This window comes from Longibacter salinarum, assembly GCF_002554795.1.
Lineage (GTDB): Bacteria > Bacteroidota > Rhodothermia > Rhodothermales > Salinibacteraceae > Longibacter > Longibacter salinarum.
This window is the reverse complement of the sequence record NZ_PDEQ01000002.1, coordinates 1-19,990: the sequence shown is the minus strand read 5'-3', so window position 1 is coordinate 19,990 and position 19,990 is coordinate 1. Positions and strand designations below refer to the sequence as shown.

The 19,990-nt window shown below is 60.1% G+C and carries 14 protein-coding genes; 8 read left to right on the top strand and 6 right to left on the bottom strand.

The window, feature by feature from the left end:
• Window positions 1-22: 22 nt before the first annotated feature.
• The 4 genes from CRI94_RS03680 to CRI94_RS03665 all read right to left on the bottom strand — a co-directional run bounded on the left by CRI94_RS03680 (window position 23) and on the right by CRI94_RS03665 (window position 7,730).
• Complete coding sequence (locus CRI94_RS03680) at window positions 23-1,237, bottom strand: glycosyltransferase family protein (protein ID WP_098074326.1); 1,215 nt, start codon at window positions 1,235-1,237, stop codon at window positions 23-25.
• A gap of 117 nt (window positions 1,238-1,354) precedes the next feature.
• Entirely contained in the window at window positions 1,355-2,809 is a 1,455-nt protein-coding gene (locus CRI94_RS03675; RefSeq protein ID WP_098074325.1) for a hypothetical protein, read from the bottom strand.
• A 320-nt stretch (window positions 2,810-3,129) separates the two neighbouring features.
• On the bottom strand, window positions 3,130-4,737 hold the full coding sequence (locus tag CRI94_RS03670) for a hypothetical protein (protein WP_143815282.1): 1,608 nt from the start codon (window positions 4,735-4,737) through the stop codon (window positions 3,130-3,132).
• A gap of 170 nt (window positions 4,738-4,907) precedes the next feature.
• Entirely contained in the window at window positions 4,908-7,730 is a 2,823-nt protein-coding gene (locus tag CRI94_RS03665) for a TonB-dependent receptor (protein ID WP_143815281.1), read from the bottom strand.
• A gap of 530 nt (window positions 7,731-8,260) precedes the next feature.
• Between CRI94_RS03665 and CRI94_RS03660 the strand changes: the two genes are divergently transcribed.
• Both CRI94_RS03660 and CRI94_RS03655 read left to right on the top strand, forming a co-directional pair.
• On the top strand, window positions 8,261-9,517 hold the full coding sequence (locus CRI94_RS03660) for an MFS transporter (protein WP_245846062.1): 1,257 nt from the start codon (window positions 8,261-8,263) through the stop codon (window positions 9,515-9,517).
• 263 nt (window positions 9,518-9,780) lie between these two features.
• Window positions 9,781-10,125, top strand: a complete 345-nt coding sequence (locus CRI94_RS03655) for a hypothetical protein (RefSeq protein WP_098074322.1) — start codon at window positions 9,781-9,783, stop codon at window positions 10,123-10,125.
• 26 nt (window positions 10,126-10,151) lie between these two features.
• Here the strand turns inward: CRI94_RS03655 and CRI94_RS03650 are convergent, their stop codons facing one another.
• Window positions 10,152-11,141 (bottom strand): TIGR00341 family protein, encoded by a 990-nt coding sequence (locus CRI94_RS03650; protein WP_098074321.1) that lies wholly within the window; start codon window positions 11,139-11,141, stop codon window positions 10,152-10,154.
• Between the two features lie 644 nt (window positions 11,142-11,785).
• On the opposite strand from CRI94_RS03650, the gene CRI94_RS03645 reads away from it, so the two are divergent.
• From CRI94_RS03645 to CRI94_RS03630, 4 genes are all read left to right on the top strand, one after another.
• A complete protein-coding gene (locus CRI94_RS03645; protein ID WP_098074320.1) occupies window positions 11,786-12,274 on the top strand; it encodes a peptidylprolyl isomerase in 489 nt (162 codons plus the stop codon).
• A 59-nt stretch (window positions 12,275-12,333) separates the two neighbouring features.
• Window positions 12,334-12,594, top strand: coding sequence for a hypothetical protein (locus CRI94_RS03640; protein WP_098074319.1), 261 nt, complete (start codon window positions 12,334-12,336; stop codon window positions 12,592-12,594).
• 298 nt (window positions 12,595-12,892) lie between these two features.
• Entirely contained in the window at window positions 12,893-14,947 is a 2,055-nt protein-coding gene (locus CRI94_RS03635; RefSeq protein WP_245846061.1) for a monovalent cation:proton antiporter family protein, read from the top strand.
• A complete protein-coding gene (locus CRI94_RS03630) occupies window positions 14,940-15,386 on the top strand; it encodes a DUF4112 domain-containing protein (protein WP_098074318.1) in 447 nt (148 codons plus the stop codon). Before CRI94_RS03635 ends, CRI94_RS03630 begins: the two co-directional genes overlap by 8 nt.
• A 222-nt stretch (window positions 15,387-15,608) precedes the next feature.
• Here the strand turns inward: CRI94_RS03630 and CRI94_RS03625 are convergent, their stop codons facing one another.
• Window positions 15,609-15,887: a GIY-YIG nuclease family protein gene (locus CRI94_RS03625; protein WP_098074317.1), complete on the bottom strand. Its 279-nt coding sequence runs from the start codon at window positions 15,885-15,887 to the stop codon at window positions 15,609-15,611.
• Between the two features lie 134 nt (window positions 15,888-16,021).
• Between CRI94_RS03625 and CRI94_RS03620 the strand changes: the two genes are divergently transcribed.
• A complete protein-coding gene (locus CRI94_RS03620) occupies window positions 16,022-16,300 on the top strand; it encodes an Lrp/AsnC family transcriptional regulator (RefSeq protein WP_098074316.1) in 279 nt (92 codons plus the stop codon).
• A gap of 193 nt (window positions 16,301-16,493) precedes the next feature.
• Window positions 16,494-19,787 carry an amidohydrolase family protein gene (locus CRI94_RS03615; protein ID WP_098074315.1) on the top strand — a complete coding sequence of 1,098 codons (3,294 nt, stop codon included), beginning with the start codon at window positions 16,494-16,496 and terminating at the stop codon, window positions 19,785-19,787.
• The last annotated feature ends 203 nt before the right edge of the window (window positions 19,788-19,990 follow it).

Sequence of the window (19,990 nt, the reverse complement as noted above, 5' to 3'; positions counted from 1 at the left end):
GGACGCTGGCAACTGACGTCTCTTACGCAAGTTGCGACTCGGTCTTGGCCCAGGGGCCAGTCTGGTCGGCTCCGGCTGTGGGAGAAATGACTTCGCCATTTTCGCGCTGAAAAACTTGTTTACCCCCCGCCGCCGCTTCGATCTCGGCGACAAATCGATCTCGCCCCCGGTGGAGCCACGAGCGAAAGGACTCGAGGTTGTGTTGTGCTGCTTCGAGCGACGTCAGATGCTCGTCCAAAAGCGAGAGGTTGAACCGTTCGCTTCGCACACCCGCACCCGCGCGGACCGTATCGAAGGCATTGCACCACTGCTCGAAATGCCCCTCCACGGGAACGACCTGAACCGGTTTTCCGAGATACATAGCCTCGGCAACCGACTCGAATCCCGCCGTTGATACCAATCCACGACAGCGAGCCATCATCGATAGAAATTTCTGGCCGTCGAGTTGATGAAACGTCAGCGTTTCGTCGTATTCTTCGACGAGCTCCTCCCCGGGGCGATCCCAGAAGCAGTGAAGCCGAACCTCAGGATGCTGTTCGTGCCACCGAACGACCTGCTCCGCATATCCCCGATTCACGAGGTACACCAGAAAGAACGGCTCCGTGCGATCGACCGGCTGCGCGAAAAGCTCTTGCCGCAAGAGCGGCGGCATCACGCGCAGGGTGGAACCGGCATCGGCTTCCCCTACCGGATCCACCGGGTACAACGACAGAGCGAGACACCGGTCGGCACGCCACGCCGTCGATCGTGCAAACGCGCGCGCCATCCACCGGCTGAGCCGTCGCCCAGGCGGAAATCGGTATCCCGAGTGCAGAAACATGTACTGGTGCCCGACACAGACGAGAGGCGGGTCCGGTGCGTGTCGAAGGTACGTCCAGCCGACCATCGGCTCGAAGAAATTGATCACGACATCCGGGTCGTGCGCCTCAATTCGATCCCGCAACGACCGCGTCTCGCGATACAACTGACGCGTGTCGCGGAGCCCACGAATGGCTGTTGCGAAGGGGCGAACCGTTCGCTCGTCCGGGTCCGCAACAAAGTTGGGACTTTTGATAAACGAGATCGGCTCATCCAGCCGATCCTGGACGAAATCCGGAACGTCGCGACGGTCGCTCCGCCCCATCACGACACCTGTAATGGAGTGCCCGGCTGCAATAAGTAATCGACGAAGCGCGAGGGCCTGGGTCATGTGCCCGCGGCCTTCGCCCTGGACTACGAATAGACAGCGTAGCGACATGCTGTGATCATTCTAGAAAAGTCTTCGGGACCGAAACGTACACAAAATTCCGGCCTGGGTTGCACGCTCACTTCCCAATGTAAAGAACGCTGCCGATAGATATTTTAGAGCAGCACATTACTCCATCAGATCCAGGCCGGGAAATTGTTCGCCTCCCCTCCCGAGAAAGGACCAGGATTCTGCCCAATTATCCTCGGGCCCGACGGCGCCCATGTACGACACATTTTCAAAAAACGCTGATGGGACTGGGATGCGCTCGGAGCTCAGAGCATCGCGCGTCGCTCGAGGGTCAAGGTTGCTTATCACACCATAGCTATCACGAGACAGATCCTTGAGAGGTGAGAGCGAGACGATCGAGTTGTCCGTTTCGAGAGCCTTTGCAAGCGATTCTGCGAATGTACCGTCGTTCGCGACCAGTCCTCCAAAACTCGACCCCGTCCCGGCGACGAACGTCCCGCCAATCTCATAAAACAGATTGTTCGATATAGCGAGGTCTCCACGTTCGAAGCGTGCACGGCTATCGCCAGAATCGTTACCGGGTACATCTTCGATATAGACAGCACCACTCGGGAAGCTTGCTATAATCGAATTGTAGTATGATCCCGCAAAGTTATCTCGGATGTGAAGTGCCGTTGAGCCCGCGCCGTCGAGGCCAGATCCCACGTACGTCATGTTGAACAAGGTTGGGGACGCGTACGGCTTGCTATCCTCCCCGCCGAAGTCCGATTCACCGCCGTCGTGCTCAGCGGCATGGTCGGCGTAGACGGAGTTCTGCACCGCCAGCCAGAACTGCCCACGGCCGCGATATCCTTGATCGAAGTCAAACGAGTCATCGGTCGTGAAGGCGCTGATCAGATACTTGGCGTCGACCGTTCCTCCGAAAAACTCGATGCCATCATCCTGATTATTGAACACCTCAACGTACTCAATGGTGGTGCCTCGACCTACACCGGCGAGCGTCAAGCCGTTGATCTCATTGCCCTTGTCGAGCACTGTGCCGCCATGCCGAATCGACACGTAACGTAGAGTACCAGAGCTGTCATTTTCGTCCGTTCCACCATACTGATTACGGATCTCGTTGAGGGTGATCCCTTCCACGTTTAGCACGTTCGGCGTCGTGTTTAAGGGCGCGCGTCCCATGATGATCATTCCGCCCCATAGCCCCCGCGCATTGGCTGGCAGATCGTCTACGGTGCTTAAGTCATCCTTTTCTGCTGTAAAGATAATCGGCTTCTGAGCCGTCCCACTCGCGTTAATCGTTCCGCCGCGAGCGACGACGATAGCACTCGCCTCGACGCCTTGACCGCTTTTCCCTCTGATGACGGTGCCCGGTTCAATGGTCAGAGTCTGGCCTTCGTTTACGAACACAAGCCCATCGAGAATCCACTCTCGATCCGCGGTCCATGTGACGTTCGTCCCCTGCTCCGGATGTTCGATTCCGTCATCTCCGCCAACCACGACGACGGCTGGTTTTCCATTATGGGTGGTCGACTCGTACGTCGCCTGCCCCATCGCGCGGGGGGTCAACGCGGCAAACAGAGATAGAGAAACGACCAGAACGAGGGTTTGCATCTCGGGGATAGAAATGGGAGTCGAAGTGGGAAAGAGCATGAGAGCAGATGTCCAGGGGAGGTTAAAGAAGGCTGAAGCGGCGTCAGGGTCGCATTGCACCGTGAGAATCTGTTTGAGAAATGAGCGTGAGAGCATCCACAACGTTCGCAGCGAAACCGTACAGGATGTTCTGACGCCCACCACCCAAAGGAGTGGACACAGGTGAGAAACTCGCTTCGATGGCAAGGCGACACAGCAACGCCGGGCCCTCCTTAGAGAACCCGGCGCACTGGTGTCACGGATGGATCAACCCATGCTACGCGGGGCGCAGCTTGGATTGATTAGTTGAAGTATCCGTTCTGGTCGAGCAGCGTCCAGCCCTTGGCCCAGTTCGTGGTCCCGAAGGCACCGTAGTAGCCTGTATCTTCCAGGCTCCCGTTCACGCCGCTGTTCTCGAGCGCCGCATCAGGGGTCGGGGCACCGGATGTCGCATCGCCAGAAGCGAGCGGATTCAGGCCGTTCGTGCCTGACTCACGGCTCACGCTCTGGATCGGCGAGGACGTGAGCAGCTGGTTGCCATTGTCACGCAGGTACTGCGCGAGGTCGCCACGGTAGCTCGGGTTGATCTCATTGCCCTGGTCATCTTCCGTGAGCTGGATGATGTCCTCGAACGTGGTCGGATTGGTCGTCGCACCCGGATCCCAGCTCGGGCCGATGTTCCACCAGAGATTGTTCTTGTGATTTAGGTCACCGGCTTCCTGACGTGCACGGCTGTCTGCGCCAGAGGCGAGATCTTCCACCTGAAGACCGGCGTCGCGCCCTCCCTCGAGGAAGACCGAGTTGTAGTAGGACGACGCGTTGTTGTCGCGGTGAATCAGGAACGGGCTGTTGTTGTCACCCTGAGCGTTTTCGCCCGGGCCAATACCGATGTACGTCGCATTGAAGATGTGCGGCGTAGCGAGCGGCGTTCCGTCTTCCGGATCCGTTCCGCCATCCATCTCCGCGATACGACCGGCTTCAACGGGCGACTGAATGCCGAGCCAGAACTGGTGGTTGCCCGTCATCCCCTGATCCATATCGAAGGTATCGTCGGCGTTGAATGCACCGACCAGGTAGCGCGTATTGACCGTGCCACCGAAGAATTCGAAGCCGTCATCCGAGCTGGCGAAGGCCTCCACGTACTCGATCGTGGATCCATTTCCGACGCCACCGAGCGTGAGCGCCTGAATCTCATCACCCGCAGCAAGAGCGGAGCCACTGTGACGGATCTGGACGAAACGGAACGTACCGACGTTGTGACCGGCGTTGCTTCCACCGTACTCTGCGCGCGGATCATCGCCCGGCACACCTTCAACGCTTTGCGTGGCCGGAACCGTGTTGAGCGGGGCATCTCCGAGGAGAATGATACCGCCCCACTGGCCGCGGACATCGCGCCCGAGACCGCTGCCGTCATCTGCCTGCGCGGTGAAGATAATCGGATCGGCTGCGGAGGGGTCACTGCTTCCGGGGTTACCATCCGCGTTGATCGTACCGCCACTGGCGACGACGAGGGCCGTCGCGTTTTCGCCGGAACCCGGCGCGCCTTTGATGACCGTGCCCGGCTCGATGTTCAGCGTCTGGCCCAAGTTGACGAAGATGTACTCTTCAAGGATGTAGACGAAATCGTTCGTCCAGGTGACCGACGTGACGTCATCGCCGTTCTCATCGACATAGCCGATGCCGCCGCTGTTAACATCCGTCACGCGGATAGCATCCTGACCATCAACGGTCGTGGTGTCGTAGGCTTCGACCGTGAACGGGGTGTCGTTGTCGTCGCCGTCATCGTCACTGCCATTGTCGCCGCTGCTGTCACATCCGGTTAGGACGAGCGCCGGGACGAGGAGGAAGAGACCGAGAAGCCGCAGTGCGACCGACCACGGGCTCTGCTGGTTCGTTTCTGTGTTTTGCATGATGCAGACGTTGTATGAGAGGGTGTAGCGCGCGAGGAGGAAAACCAGGGCAGGATGATGATTCCGTAACATGCCCTTTTTAACTGCCGAAGGGACGAACCATCGCTGGTTCATCCCTTCGATCGAACAAACTGTGGCAAACCACAGGTGGTGAAGCGTGGGGGTGCGGATTAGAAGCTGTAGGAGACGCCCATCGAGATGCTACGTCCGAGAGGGCGAAGATCGTTGACGAACTGCTGTCCTTTGAAGTCCTGGGCGATCACTTCATTCTCGTCGAGAACGTTCTTGACGGATGCTTTCAGGGTGAGCCCGTCGAAGAGGCGCTGGGAAGCCATCACGTCGATGATGTTGCGCCCCTGCTCCTCAAGGTCGACGCCGTTGCGCGTCACCGTATCGATGCGATCGCCGAAGCGGTTGTAGAAGACATTGATGCTGGTTCCGATTTCAGGATTTTCGTAACCGGCATTGAGGTTCACGATGTAGGGCGACTGTCCTTGCAGCTGACGTGTGTCAGACGGGTTGTCCCTGTAAGCGCCAATCGCGACGAGCTCGAGGGAATCCCGCGTGACGGCTGACTGCGTGAGCGTCAGGTTGCCGCCAATCTGGACGTACTGCAGCGCCGGGTGGACGAAATCGAGCCGCTTGCGAGCCTCGACCTCGAGACCGTAGACCTCTGCCGTTTCCTTGTTTTCGTAAGTGACCGTGACGTTCGCCGAGCGGCTCGGGTCGATCGTTCGCTCGATCGGGTCGTCCAGGTGCTTGTAATACGCACTGACCGACAGCACTTCACCCGGACGGACGAACCATTCCCAGCGAAGGTCGAAGTTGTCGACGAGCGTCCGATTCAATTCAGGATTTCCCTGCACGACGTAGTCGCCAATGAAGTCGAACGTCTCCGCCGGAGTGAACTCTCGGAACGTGGGGCGTGCGATCGTCCGGCCGTAGGCACCGCGGACATTCATGTTGTCCTTCAGTGTCCAGACGACGTTTGCCGACGGCAGGATATCGAGCTGCTCGAAGTCACCCCGCGTATCCTTCAGCGTGATGATCGACTGCTGGGTGTATTCGGCACGTGCCCCGCCGATGAACTTCACGCCCGGAACTCCCGGAATCGGGAAATCAACCATGGCGAAGCCGGCGCCGATGGTCTGGTCGGCGTCGTAGTTGTTATTCGGCTGAAACTGGTCTTCGATGTACGTGCCGAATCGGTAGAGGCCGTTCTGCTGACCGATGAGACCCGCCTGGTCGTTGATGTAGCCGTTGGGGCTACCGGCATACCGGGCTTCGCTCGTAACGTCTTCGACGTGGTCGAACCGCTGCTCCCGATACGTCCGCTCCTTGTAGTTGTACGTCCCTCCGACTTTCACCGTCGCAGTCGACAGCGGGAATTCAACCGACAGGTTGTTGGCCCAGATCTGCTCGTCGAGATTGCGGAAGTACCGCGCCACGGCCGGGTTGTAAACGGACCGAACGATCGAGTACGTGGTGTCGCTATCTGTCGCCTCGACGTTGTTTGAGAAGACCCGGAAGTCCGGCTCGTCCCGATTCGCTTCCGACAACGACGACTTCCACTCGATCCGGAGCGGGCGCTTGCCTTCGCCGATCTGATGCGACCCGCGTAGTTCACCGGACATGATGGAGCGCTCGATGGTCTGCAGCGTGCGCGTCTGGAACGTGCCGGGAAGCTGATCTCTCGGGAGTAGCCCCGAATCGAAGCGAGCGGACTCCTCATTGTTGGCATTGTAGAGGACCTGGACCCCAACTTCGTTCTTCGGATTTGGCTGAAACGAGAGACCGAAGAGACCGCCGTACTGCGTCGTCTGCGTTCCCTTGCTGGTCTCGTCGAAGCGAGCGGTCGCCTGAAGCTCCTCCACGTCGGTCGCGGTCTGCTCGAAGCGTGCCGTGACGCCGTCTGAATATCCGCTGTAGGATTTGTCGTACGAGGCGGATGCAATCACGCCGATGGCTCGATCATCCAGAACGCTAAACTGATTTCCGAAGGAGACTTCTGCACTCCGGTTGGCGATTGCGTCAGATGTGACGGGGGCAATCTGCGATCCGAAGGCCTGTGTGACCTGATCCAGTTGCTGGGCGGCTTGCTCGTCGGTGAAGGCGGCAGATAGCGAGGGCACGCCGTTCGATGCAGCAGTTGGCACGCTACTCAGACCGCCGGTTGGCTGCAAAACCGTGCCACCGAGTCCGACGGCACTATTGTAAGACGAGGAAGCGGATGCCTCGAGAAAGAAGCTACTCGGGAAGGACTTGGTCGAAACGTTGACCGCGCCGCCCGTGAAATTGCCGGGTTTATCCGGTGTGAAGGATTTCGACGTGACCACGTTCTCCACCAGGTTCGCGGGAAAAAGGTCAAGCGCGACGCTCTCGCCGTCCGGGTCCGTGCTCGGTAGGCTCGAGCCATTCAGTTGAGCCTGAACGTACCGCCCCTGCAAGCCGCGGACGTTAACGTATTTGCCCTCGACGATCGACGCGCCCGTGACCTTGCTCATGGCATCCGCCATGTTGCCCGCTCCGGCCCGGCTGATCTCCTCCGCGCCGATGGCGTTACTGACGGACGCCGCGCGGGCGCGCTCCTTCAGCAGTCCAGCTTCGGACGAGCGAGACGCTTCAGCCTCAACGATTACCTCGTCGAGCTTTGCCGTCTGCTCACCGAGCGTGACGTTGAGTTCCGTCGTCTCACCCGCTGTGACTTCCACGCCGGTAATTGTTTTCTTCTGAAACCCGACGAAGCTGAAGACCACCTCGTACGCTCCGGGCGCGAGGTCTTTGAGCGTGTACCGTCCGTTGAGGTCCGTCGCGGTACCGGTGGTCGTGCTCGCGATCGATACGTTGGCACCAGGGAGACTTTCTCCGTTTGCCTGGTCGACAACGACTCCGGAGATGGATCCTGTATCTTGCGCGAAGAGGGACGTTGCGCCGAAACCGACGCATAGAAAGAGGGTCGCAAAAGCGATCCGTAATCTAGAAGATGGCAGCATGTGAAAACCGTATATTCCGAACAGATTGAGAGCGCGCAGCGACAGCACAACTCAGTCGTTCGAGCCGTCGCCTCAACATCAGGTCATCGTCGCGCGGACGTACTGCTTCGTGCACCGAGCATTAGCTCGCGGATCGGGCCCGAACCCGGCCAAGGTTCGAGCCCACCGGTTCTCGGTGCTGGCCCGCGCGCGCTTGGCAGACGCACCGCGACCGCCGTCCGCGAGATGACCAATCACACGGTAAGGCCGCAGTGTTACGTGACGATTACCCGGTGATTACGGCTGGATTAATGGGTCTGTCTTCCGCGTTTGTTCACGTGTGGATCACGATCGGTTCACCTTCTGTCAGGGAGCGATGAAGACGTCATGAGCTTGGGTTAACATTTCCTGTTCGATTTCTTCGCGCGCTCCTGTACATTGCACTCCAACCCATTAAGACCTTTGCGAACCTGATTTGTGCAGCGTCCGTAGATGGCAATCGGAAATGCACAGATCTCTAGATTGACTCTTTTCCACACTCCTCTCTCCTCGTGCCATCCTCGTCCACATCTCGCCCCGACCAGAGCCCGAAGGATGAAGGACGGTCGCTCCCCGGAAATACGACGTTGATCCTGGCTGCTCTCTGGCTGATGATGTTTTCGGCAAGTAGCCAGCTCATCATCATGGTTCCGATCCTTCCGGAGATCGAGGTTACGCTGGGAGTCAACGAATTCTGGCGGGGCATGCTACTGACGTCCTACGCGGTCGCGCTCGGCGTCTCTGCCCTCATCACGGGTCCGGCCTCCGATCGCATCGGGCGCCGGAATATTCTTCTGGGCGGGACCGTGCTGATGTCGATCACGCTGGTCTTCCACACCGTGGCGGCGGACTACGAGCTCCTTATTTTCATGCGGATCCTCGCCGGAATTGGGGGCGGGATGCTGAGTGGAGGCAGCGTGGCATACGTTGGAGACTATTTCCCGTACGATCGACGCGGTTGGGCAAACGGCTGGATCATGAGCGGAACGGCGTTTGGCCAGGTTGCCGGCGTTCCGATTGGAAAGATCCTGGCGACAGAGTTTGGGTACCGGTGGCCGTTCCTGCTCTTCGCGATCACGATGGCCCTCGCAGCCTTCATGATCTGGCGATTCGTTCCACAGCCGGACATGGAGCTGGACAGCGGTCGACTGACGCCCCGCCGCGTGACGCGGAAGTATCTGGATATGCTCGACGGCCCGGTGCTCGCCGCCGTGGGCTCGTACACGCTGATGTTCGCCGGCTTCGGCCTCTTCACGACCTTCCTCCCCTCCTGGCTGGAGTCGACCGTCGGGCTGACCGGCTATGAGGTGGCTCTTCTCTTCGCGATTGGCGGCGTAGCCAACATCATTGCGGCCCCCTCGGCGGGGCGCCTGTCGGATGAGATTGGACGCAAGCCGCTGGTCGTCTGGGCCTCGGTCGCTCTGGGCGTGATCATGCTGATCGCGCCGTACACAATCGATGGGTTCTGGATGGCCGCCTTCCTGTTCTTCCTCGCGATGGCGAGTGTGGGCATCCGGATCGGACCCTTACAATCCCTTCTCACAGCTCTCGTCCCAGATAACCGGCGCGGCCTGCTCATGGGACTCGCTATGAGCGTCGGACAGGCCGGCTTTGGCGTCGGAAGCTTCCTTGCGGGCATTGGCTACGGACAACTCGGGTACGTAAGCAACACCTTAACCGGGGCGTTCGCTATGCTCTTTATGGCCGTCCTCGTCAAGCGGGGCCTTCCCGAGCCAAGCCTTCGGCGCGCACGTCCCTCTACAGCCTGATACCTTGTTTGGCGAATGAGTGGCAAACAACGAAGCGTCGCCGTTCATGCCGATCATAGGGCCGACGGTTATCCTTTCGCATGGATGCAGCAGACCGGGTGCATGAGATCAACCAATTCTGGTCGTGCAAGCACCGCGAGGACCGATTGCCGGGAGGTTCGGACCTCTGGATGGCCGAAGGCTTTCCGCCAAACGGGTTCTAATGTCTGAACCAACCAAACCGCACCCTCGACACACCTGCGAATCGATCGACTGTTTTCGACGTGATCGCACTGCTTTCCCTTCTCCTCATCCTGTCGCCTGGCCCCGACCCGTTCACGACCGAGGACTTCCTCGAGGAAATCGGCTCCCGTGACATCTCGGTGGTGAATCAGTCCGATGCGGAAAAACGCCACGGAGCCAACACCTGCACCGCCATCGTCACGGCTCGATCGGCCCGACTGGTTACCTGTGAATATGCTACGGTCGCAGACGCCCGACGTGTGGCGTATAATCGGTCAGACTACGCACGGACCGTCTTCCAGCGAGGAACCGTTGTCATCTATCTACGAAAGGGAGCGAGCTCTCGTCTTCGGGAGGCAGTAGTAGACGTCACCGGGATATCCTGAGTCGCAGCGTCGAGCAGTATTGCACCTTACCGAAGAAACCAGATCAAGCCGCCGAGCGCGAGTAGCATGACGACCCAGAGGGTCATCGCGACCCGTGTGGACGCCCGCGCTTTTTCCATCTCCGTCCAATGTCGTGGGCGAACGCCCTGAACGAGGAATGTCGAGACGCCGGCAAGGTTGATACAGACGACGTTCGTCATCGTCAACACCGCGGCGCTCCCCGCGAGCGCGGTCTGCCCGGACCCGAGGAAGAGCCCGCACGCGACGAGTGGTGGTAGCAGCGCCACCGCAACCATGACTCCAACGAGTGCCGTCGACACCCCGCGTGTCACAGCCAGCGTCCCGGCCGCACCCGCTGCAAGCGCCAGCGCGACATCGGACATGTGGACGTCGGTTCGAGACGCCAACTCCGGAATCGATGCGTCGATTGTCACGACCGCCCCCAACAGCATCGACATGAAGAGGACGAGCCCGACGCCCGCAAGGTTCACGCTCACAGCGCGACGCAGCAGCGCCGTATCGCCGAGCGTCGTGCCCAGGGCGAGCGCGATATTCGGCCCGATCAGCGGCGCGATCACCATGGCCCCGATGACGACGGCGACGTTATTGCGCAGCATCCCTCCCGCCGCCACCACCGTTGACAAAACGACCATAGCAAGGAAAACGGCGCTCACGCCGACGGACTCACGAGCGTACTGATACAACTCCTCGCGGTCAATGCGACTCGTCGTTCCGTTATCTTCGTTTCCATCGCCGTTGTCGTTGTTCTCCATGTCGATTCGCGGATGGGTCGCCTCGACGGCAGACCAGACGATCCGCACATCCTCCCCGACGTGGTTGTTCACCCAATCGGTAAACGCCTCTGTCTGCGCCGACCGGAGCACGACGTGCGTCCAATGACGTCCCGTTGTGGTATCGACCTGCCAGTGATCGATCAACTCAAAGTCGTCATTCGGAATGACGATCGGCTGCTGACCTGGGGGCTGAATGATGTCAACGGAGCGAAGCGTGGGCACAGAACGTTACGGCATTGAAGACAGGAGGCGAGACGGGCGGACGGGCAAATGTAAGGAATGGAAGACTCTTTATCTGGGAGTTCATAGTTCAGGGTTCATAGTTCAGGGTTCAGGGTTAGCTACCGGACACTTTCACTGGTACCCACGTCACGTCCACATTCCCCGGCGCGGCTGCGCCGACATGGACGGGAGTATGTGGGTATGGGAGTGTGAGAGTGCGTCATTTCTCGACGATAACGCCTCGTTTCCGAGACGTGTGGGGCTGACGCGGTCCGTTTCTCGAAGTCGCACGGAACCATTCCGTGGTGGAACCAAACTGTCCGGTACCTAGGGTTCAGGGTTCAGCGGAGTGCCGAATACCCTGGAGAGAATGTCCACCGAGACATTAAAACATATTAGCGTTGCACGGCCGTGCGACGCTTGATCCATTCGAATAGGGAAGGAGGCCCGAGCATCGAAGTGAACCAGAAAAGAAAAGTCAGGATCGTCCTTCGGTGTTACCGATGTTGCTGGGACCACAGAGTTGAACCTTCTAACGATCCAACGGTCCGTCGTGACACACGTCGCGAACAACTTCCGCGGACTGGCTTTCACGTATCAAACGACTGTACGCGCTTTCTCTGCAACCGAACCGCAAGCAATTTATGGCCGACCACCAGACGTGGGACTCCCCACCGGAGATGCAGATCGATGACGACGCCGTCTACGCGGCAATGCTCGAGACGAACAAAGGGACGATCGAGCTCGAACTGTACCCCGAGCACGCTCCCAATACTGTCAACAATTTTGTCTTCCTCTCGGAGGAAGGGTTCTACGACGGCGTGACATTCCACCGCGTCATCCCCAACTTCATGATTCAGGGCGGTGACCCGACGGGCACAGGGCGTGGAGGACCCGGCTACACGTTCGACGACGAACTGAGCGGCAACCCGCTCTCGCACGAGGCCGGCGTGATCTCCATGGCGAATGCGGGACCGAATACCAACGGAAGCCAGTTCTTCATCACCCACGAACCCCAGTCGCACCTCGATGGCAAGCACACCGTGTTTGGCAAAGTAACAAGCGGAAAGGATGTCGTCGACGAAATTGAAGGGGGTGACGCAATCGAATCGGTCTCCATTGAGAAAAAATAAATCTTTGCCCTGATCGGGCGCCGAACCTCTTCCCGAGCTGAAATTTTGTACGTTCTGCTATGAGTCCTCGCGTTTCCATCGGAATCATGATTGCCGCGACGGCGGCTACCATCGCCGTCTTCCTATTCCGGATCAACTGGATCTACGGAACGTCTGGGCTGATCGTCATGGCCGGCACGGGCTTTTTTGCTGCCAGCATGTACCTGAGTGATCGGGATGACCACCCCAACACGGCGTTGGCTGCGTCCAAGCTTCGAGCGATCGGGATCACGATGGTCGGACTCGGCGCCCTGTTCGCCGCGTTAATGGTGATGATTTAAACGCCCTAACAATCCCTCATTCGAGCTGCGTGCGGCACCCCAAGGGCACGTCCCCCGGAGCGCTGCATTGCTGAACCGCGTCGGGTTCACCTGCTTGACGCGCCTCGATGCCGTCCGGTCCGCTCGCTCTCGCTCATCGAAGCACGTTCTGCCAAGGCCTTTTAGTGTTCATGCCGTCATGACGCGAGGTCCCGATGTATCTTCGCGAAGGTTAAGCAACTGACGGACGAATGCTCCCCCGGAGTCCACCGTGATTCCGGCGGGGGCTTTCTCTTATCCACTCGACGTTTCTGTTGCCGTGCTTTATCCAACTCTTGCTGCTGGCGCTATCCCTCCCGGGTTTGGTGAAATCACGATTCTGGCCGCTGTCAGCGTCGCCATCGCCTACGTCTGCTATCGGCTCAAGCTCGTCCCCATTGCCGGGTTTCTGATCGCGGGTGTGATCATCGGCCCCAGCGCACTCGGGCTGGTCGACGACATCGAGCTGGTCAACACGCTGGCGGAAATCGGGGTCATCCTGCTTCTGTTCACGATCGGGATCGAATTCAGCCTGGACAAACTCGCTCGCATCAAGCGGCTCGTCCTCGGCGGCGGGGCGCTGCAGGTGTTTGGAACGATGGCTGTCGTGACGGGCATCTGCCTCGCTCTCGGCGTCGACTGGCGCTCCGCCCTGTTCACGAGCGGACTCGTGGCGCTATCGTCAACGGCGATTGTCCTTGGGCTCCTCTCGGATCGTGGCGAAACCGACACACCGGTCGGACAGAGCGGCCTCGGCATTCTGATCTTTCAGGACTTCGGCATTATCGTGATGGTCCTGCTGGTTCCGTTGATCGGCGGAGGTGAAGGCTCGACCCTCGACCTTCTTCTCGCCCTCGGGAAAGCTCTGCTCATCATTGCCGTCGTCGTTGTCCTCGCACGAAAGGTCATTCCCCCGCTCCTGGCCCGGGTCGCCGCGACCAGACGCAACGAGCTCTTCCTGCTAACGGTCGTCGCGCTCTGCTTCCTGATCGCCTGGATCATGGGCCTCGCGGACGTAAGCCTCGCACTTGGCGCGTTTCTCGCGGGCCTGATCGTCAGTGAGAGCCCCTACGCGACGCAGGCGTTAAGCGAAGTCCTGCCGCTCCGCACGGTCTTCAACGCAGCCTTTTTCGTGTCCGTCGGCATGCTCCTCGACGTGCGCGTGCTCCTCGATGCGTGGCCGCTGGTGCTGGGAGCTGCTGCCGTCGTTCTGGTGTTGAAACTGGTTATCACGTCGGTGGCGCTCCTCATCATGAAGATGCCGCTGCGAATCGCCGTGGCCTCGGGGCTGATGCTGGCACAGATCGGCGAGTTCTCCTTTGTTCTCGACATCGCCGGGCGCGACGTCGGCCTCTCCCCGATGGGCCTCGGAAACGAAGGCCAGCAAGTGTTTATCGCCACCACCGTACTCCTCATGCTGTTGACGCCGTTCATGGCAAGCGTTGGAGGCCGCGTGGGACGAGCCGTGCAGGACGTTCTCGGTCCTCTGAACACAGCCGACCTCCCAGACGACAAACCGATCAAGCTCGAAGATCACGTCATCATCGTCGGGTACGGTCCAGCCGGGCGCAGGCTGGCGCGCGTGCTCCGGCAGACGGACATCCCGTTTGTCATCATCGACCTGAACCCACAGTCGATTCGTGAAGCTCGGGAGGAGGGGTTGAACGCTGTTTACGGCGATGCCACTCGGCCCCACGTCCTTGAGGTGGCCGGCATCGAGCACGCGAAGCTCTGCGTCGTGGTCATCAGCGATCGCGATGCCACCGAGCGAACGGTCCATAACGCCGCATTCGAAAACCCAACGCTGCAGATCATCGCCCGTGCAGACTTCCTCGACGACGTCGACCGCCTGCACAAAGCCGGCGCAGAAATCGTTATTCCGACCGAGATCGAAACCGCCGTGCGTCTCTTCGGTGATGTACTGCACGCGTATCGCGTCCCGAGTGACGAGGTAAACCGACACATTCGCGAGGTCCGCGCCAATGACTACCGCCTCATCTGCGACCCTGAGCTGCCGGCGTCGGACCCCAGCATGGACCAAACGCCTGGCATGGTGCTCGACGGGCTGAGCGAGGAAGGTCTCCACACGCGCACCGTGACCGTTCGCGACGGTGCAGCGGCCGCCGGACGAACGCTTGGCGAGCTTGCGCTCCGGCAAGATTATGACCTCACGGTTATCGCAATCCGCCGCAACGGCGACGTGATCGGCTCCCCCGACGGCTCCGAGGAACTGCTTTCGGGCGATCGACTCGTTCTGGTCGGCCCCGCTGCCGCGTTCGCGGGATGTGCCGACATCTTCCGCTTCTTCGACGAACCCGATATTGTCGATGCCTGACTCAACTGACGACACTCGCAATGCTCCTCGGCGGTCTCACCCACAGGTATCCAATCGACGCCGGTCTCGGGGCACATCGCGATCTCCAGATGCTATATCGAACACGCCGGCCGATCCCGTTGAGAAACGACTCGAGTGGTTCGCGAAATGGTCAGACGATGTATTTACGATCCCGGGCACGGGCTTTCGGGTGGGCCTCGAACCGCTGATCGGCCTGATTCCGGGTGTCGGTGATGCGGCCGGTCTCATCGTCAGTGCCTACGTCCCCATCGAGGCGTGGCGACAGGGCGCCCCGAAGCGGCTCATCGGCAAAATGGTCGGCATCATCGCCGTCGACGCCCTGGTTGGCGTCGTCCCGGTGCTTGGTGACGTATTCGACTTCGCGTACAAAGCCAACCGCCGCAACGTCGAGATGCTTGAGGACTGGCTGGAAGAGTGAGGAGGTGTGAAGGTGTTTAGGTGTTTAGGTGCGAACGTGTTTAGGTAGGAACGCCTCGATTTCAAGCTCAACTCTGCGTACTATTCTCACACTCTCACACTTCCACACTTTCGTACTTTCATACTTCCACACTTTCCCGCTTTCATACGTCCACACTTTCATACGTCCGCACGTTCATACTTTCAGACGTCCACACGTCCACACGTCCACACGTCCACACGTTCACACATCGTCCCCCGAAACAAGTCGTTCCTTCTGCCCTCGGCGGAGTTGCTTGATCGCGTACTCTCGTGACATCGCCGCCGACTGCGAATCGTACGATTCCGTGTAGACCACGTCGACGGGCGTGCGTCCCCGGGTATACCGAGCTCCCGTTCCCGCATTGTGCTCCTCCACGCGTCGTTCCACGTCGGTCGTGTAGCCGGTGTAGTACGTGCCATCGCAGCATTCGAGAATGTAGACGTAGTGACCGGTGTCGTCCGGGGAAGGGGTGTCGCTCATCGGGAATCGTGATCGTTCGGTGGAGCACTTGGGACTGCCACGCTGCAGACGTATGTTGCAGAACGCGCCGCATTTCACGCGCGGACGACGCAACCTTTCCGCCCTTCTCCATTCCCTCATTTATTCTCTTCGCTATGGTCACCGCGATTGTTCTCATCAACACCGAACGTGGCGCCGTCAACGATGTCGCCGACGAACTAGCCGGACTGGAGGGCGTCAGCGAGGTGCACTCCGTCGCCGGCCGTGTCGACCTCGTCGCGATCCTCCGAGTGCCGAAAAACGAAGATCTGGCCGAGCTCGTCACCGGTCGCATCCGTCACATTAAGGGCATCACAGACTCCGAGACGCTCATCGGCTTCCGCGTCCACTCGAGCCACGACCTGGAGAATATGTTCTCGATCGGAATGGGATGATCGATCGAATTCAGGATTTCGGATTGGGGATTGGGGTCTGTGCGTTGAAACGTTGAACGTAGGCTCGTTAGAACGCGGTGCATTGCGGCGTTTCAACTCTGAACCTTGAACTCTGAACGTTCCCCGTTTCCTTTCCTCGGAAGCGCTTTGTAGATTGCTGTCCCCCGTTCTTCTGTAACTGCTGCTCACCCCTATGATTCGTTTCCGTTCGGCCGCCGTCGCGGCCTGGATGGCAGCCTGTCTCGCGCTGTCATGTTTCGTCTTCTCCCCCACTGCTCTCGCCCAGTCCTCTGACGATGAGGAATGGGATATCAACGCCGCCCACGGGCCGACCGAAACCGTCTCGTTCACGACGACGGAAGGGACCTGGATCACCGTCGACGTCCACCCGAACGGTGAAACCCTCGTTTTCGACCTGCTCGGCGACCTGTACACGATGCCCGCGTCCGGCGGGGAAGCCACCCGCATCACTAGCGGCCCAGCCTACGACGTGCAGCCCCGCTTTTCGCCCGACGGCTCCCGGATCGCCTTCACCTCCGATCGCGACGGCGGCGACAACCTCTGGACCATTGCCCGGGACGGCTCCGACCCACAGCAGGTCTCAGATGAAAGCTTCCGCCTCGTAAACGGCCCGGCCTGGACACCGGACGGAGAGTATCTGCTCGGACGGAAGCACTTCACCAGCACGCGTTCGCTCGGTGCCGGCGAGGTGTGGATGTACCATCGCTCCGGCGGCAGCGGGATGCAGCTCACCGAGCGTCGTAACGACCAGCAGGACCAGGGCAACGAAATCGCCGTCCACCCGGACGGACGCTACGTCTTCTACTCGGAGGATGTCACGCGCGGCCCGAATTTCCGCTACAACAAAGACCCGAATGAGGGCATCTACGCCATCAAGCGGCTCGACCGCAAAACCGGCGAGATTGAGACGCTGATCTCCGGTCCCGGCGGCGCGTCACGCCCGGTCCCCTCACCGGACGGCAAGAAGCTGGCGTTCATTCGCCGCGTCCGCGCAAAGACGGTGCTCTACATCTATGACCTTGAAACGGGCATCGCCTCGCCGGTCTTTGACGAGCTGTCATTCGACCAGCAGGACGTTTGGGCCATCTTCGGCACGTACCCGAACTTTGGCTGGATGCCCGACAGCGAGAACGTCGTGCTCTGGGCCGAAGGCAAAATCAAGAAGATCAATACGAGCGACGGATCAGCCGACGTAATCCCGTTCGAGGCGGAGGTCGAACAGACCGTGACCGCCGCTGCGGAATTTCCCGTCGAGGCGCATCCGGAGACGATTCCGGCGCGCATGATCACGGGCGCCACCACGTCGCCGGACGGTCGCACCGTCGTCTTCCACGCCAACGGGTCGCTGTACACGAAGCGCCTCCCGAACGGCACGCCGAAGCGCCTCACCGATGACGACCACTTCGAGTACAATCCGGCGATCTCTCCCGACGGACGTACCGTCGTCTACACGACGTGGGACGACGAGAACCTCGGTGCCATCTACGCAGCGCCGCTCTCCGGTGGCAACGCAGAGAAGCTCACCGAACGCCCCGGCTACTACCACACGCCGCGCTTTAGCCCGGACGGGTCGAGAATCGTCTTCCGTCGCGGCGAAGGCAACGTCCTCCTCGGCACACAGCACGGAAGTGATCCCGGCCTCTACTGGATGGACGCCGAAGGTGGCGAGATGAACCTTATCCAGGAGGACGGCTACGACGCTCGCTTCGACGCCTCCGGCGAGCGCGTCTACTTCATGACCGGCTATAACGTCGGCAAGTCCTACAAAAGCGCCGATCTGGACGGCGGTCACGTACGCGACATCTTTTCTCTGAAATACGTCGACACCATCGTGCCCAGCCCGGATGGCGAGTGGGTCGCCTTCACGGACCTTCACAATGCGTACGTCGCCCCGATGCCGACGACGGGCCAGGCGATCGAACTGAGCAAAGACGTGACGTCGATTCCCGTCAAGCAGATTTCGCGCGATGTCGGAATCGATCTGCACTGGTCGGCCGATAGTGAATCCGTCCACTGGATGACCGGGCCCGAGTACTTCTCTCGGTCGCTGGAGAACACGTTCGCGTTCATCGATGGCGCACCGGAGGAACTTCCCGCGATCGACACGACGGGGACGGACATTGGCCTGGAACTAGAGACGGACGTGCCAGAAGGCACCGTCGCTTTGACAAACGCACGCATCGTGACGATGAACGGCGATGAGGTCATCGAGAACGGCACGATCGTGATCGAAGGCAACAAAATCGCCGCGGTCGGTGCGGATGTCGAGATCCCGGACGGCGCGCACGTCGAGGACGTGTCGGGCAAAACCATCATCCCGGGCTTCGTCGATGCACACGCTCACGCGAACCACTTTTACAGCGGTCCGACGCCGGAGCAGAACTGGGGCTACTACGCCAATCTCGCGTATGGCGTCACGACGATGCACGACCCGTCGGCCAACACGCAGTTTGTGTTTCGCCAGAGCGAGCTGCAGAAAACCGGCCGGATCGTCGCCCCGCGCGTCTACTCCACCGGCACCATCCTGTACGGTGCCGACGGCGACTTCAAGGCGGAGGTCAACAGCCTGGACGATGCGCGCTCGCACCTTCGCCGCATGAAGGCGGTCGGTGCGTTCAGCGTCAAGAGCTACAACCAGCCGCGACGCAACCAACGCCAGCAGATCATGAAGGCCGCGCGCGAGCTGGAGATGCAGGTCATGCCGGAAGGCGGATCGACGTTCTTTCACAACATGACGATGATCCTGGACGGCCACACAGGCATCGAGCATAACCTGCCGGTGTCGCCCCTCTACAAGGACGTGATGGAGGTCTGGAAAGCGACGAACGTGGGCTACACGCCGACGCTCGTGGTCAACTACGGCGGCCCGAACGGTGAGTACTGGTGGTACCAGAAGACGGATGTCTGGGCCAAGGACAAACTCCTGCAGTTCGTCCCGCGTCCGATCGTAGACGCCCGGAGCCGCCGCGTCACGCAGATTCCGGACGAGGAGTACCAGCACATCGAGGTGTCCGCACAGGCGAAGAAGCTGATCGACCAGGGCAACACGGTGCAGATCGGTGCGCACGGACAGCTTCAGGGGCTCGGCGCTCACTGGGAGCTGTGGATGCTGGAGCAGGGCGGCTTCACGCCGCATGAAGCACTACGCTCGGCGACGCTCCACGGCGCGCAATACCTCGGCCTGGACGACGACCTCGGTTCGCTCGAGGAAGGGAAACTGGCGGACCTCGTCGTGATCGACGGTAACCCGCTGGACGACCTGAAGCAGACGGAGAACGTCGACCTCGTGATGGTCAACGGCCGTCTTTTCGACGCTTCGACAATGGATCAGATCGGCAATCATCCCGAGGAGCGCGGACCCTTCTGGTTCCAGCGCGAAGCCGTCAACGACCAATTCATCTGGATGCCGGACTCGTTCATGGAGGAAGGCGGCGCCACGTGCTCCTGCGGCCGGGGACGGCATTAGGTTAGTTCAGGGTTCAAGGCTAGCTACCGGACAGTTTCAGATTTGATACAAAACGGCTGTTGCATCACCGGCGACGCACACGAAGGTTGAGGGTGGACACCCACTCACTTCTCCGTGTGGACCGATGAGCAACAGCCGACGCCTTCAAGATAGCATCGAGCGAGCCATTTGCCAACAGCTTCCTCCACTGCGTAAGACCCGGA

Bases quoted from the DNA above. Each gene is read 5' to 3' on its own strand.
- CRI94_RS03630 (WP_098074318.1), top strand. From the start codon at position 14,940: ATGCCTGACTCAACTGACGACACTCGCAATGCTCCTCGGCGGTCTCAC.
- CRI94_RS03675 (WP_098074325.1), bottom strand. From the start codon at position 2,809: ATGCAAACCCTCGTTCTGGTCGTTTCTCTATCTCTGTTTGCCGCGTTG.
- CRI94_RS03645 (WP_098074320.1), top strand. From the start codon at position 11,786: ATGGCCGACCACCAGACGTGGGACTCCCCACCGGAGATGCAGATCGAT.
- CRI94_RS03640 (WP_098074319.1), top strand. From the start codon at position 12,334: ATGAGTCCTCGCGTTTCCATCGGAATCATGATTGCCGCGACGGCGGCT.
- CRI94_RS03620 (WP_098074316.1), top strand. From the start codon at position 16,022: ATGGTCACCGCGATTGTTCTCATCAACACCGAACGTGGCGCCGTCAAC.
- CRI94_RS03665 (WP_143815281.1), bottom strand. From the start codon at position 7,730: ATGCTGCCATCTTCTAGATTACGGATCGCTTTTGCGACCCTCTTTCTA.
- CRI94_RS03615 (WP_098074315.1), top strand. From the start codon at position 16,494: ATGATTCGTTTCCGTTCGGCCGCCGTCGCGGCCTGGATGGCAGCCTGT.
- CRI94_RS03670 (WP_143815282.1), bottom strand. From the start codon at position 4,737: ATGCAAAACACAGAAACGAACCAGCAGAGCCCGTGGTCGGTCGCACTG.
- CRI94_RS03680 (WP_098074326.1), bottom strand. From the start codon at position 1,237: ATGTCGCTACGCTGTCTATTCGTAGTCCAGGGCGAAGGCCGCGGGCAC.
- CRI94_RS03625 (WP_098074317.1), bottom strand. From the start codon at position 15,887: ATGAGCGACACCCCTTCCCCGGACGACACCGGTCACTACGTCTACATT.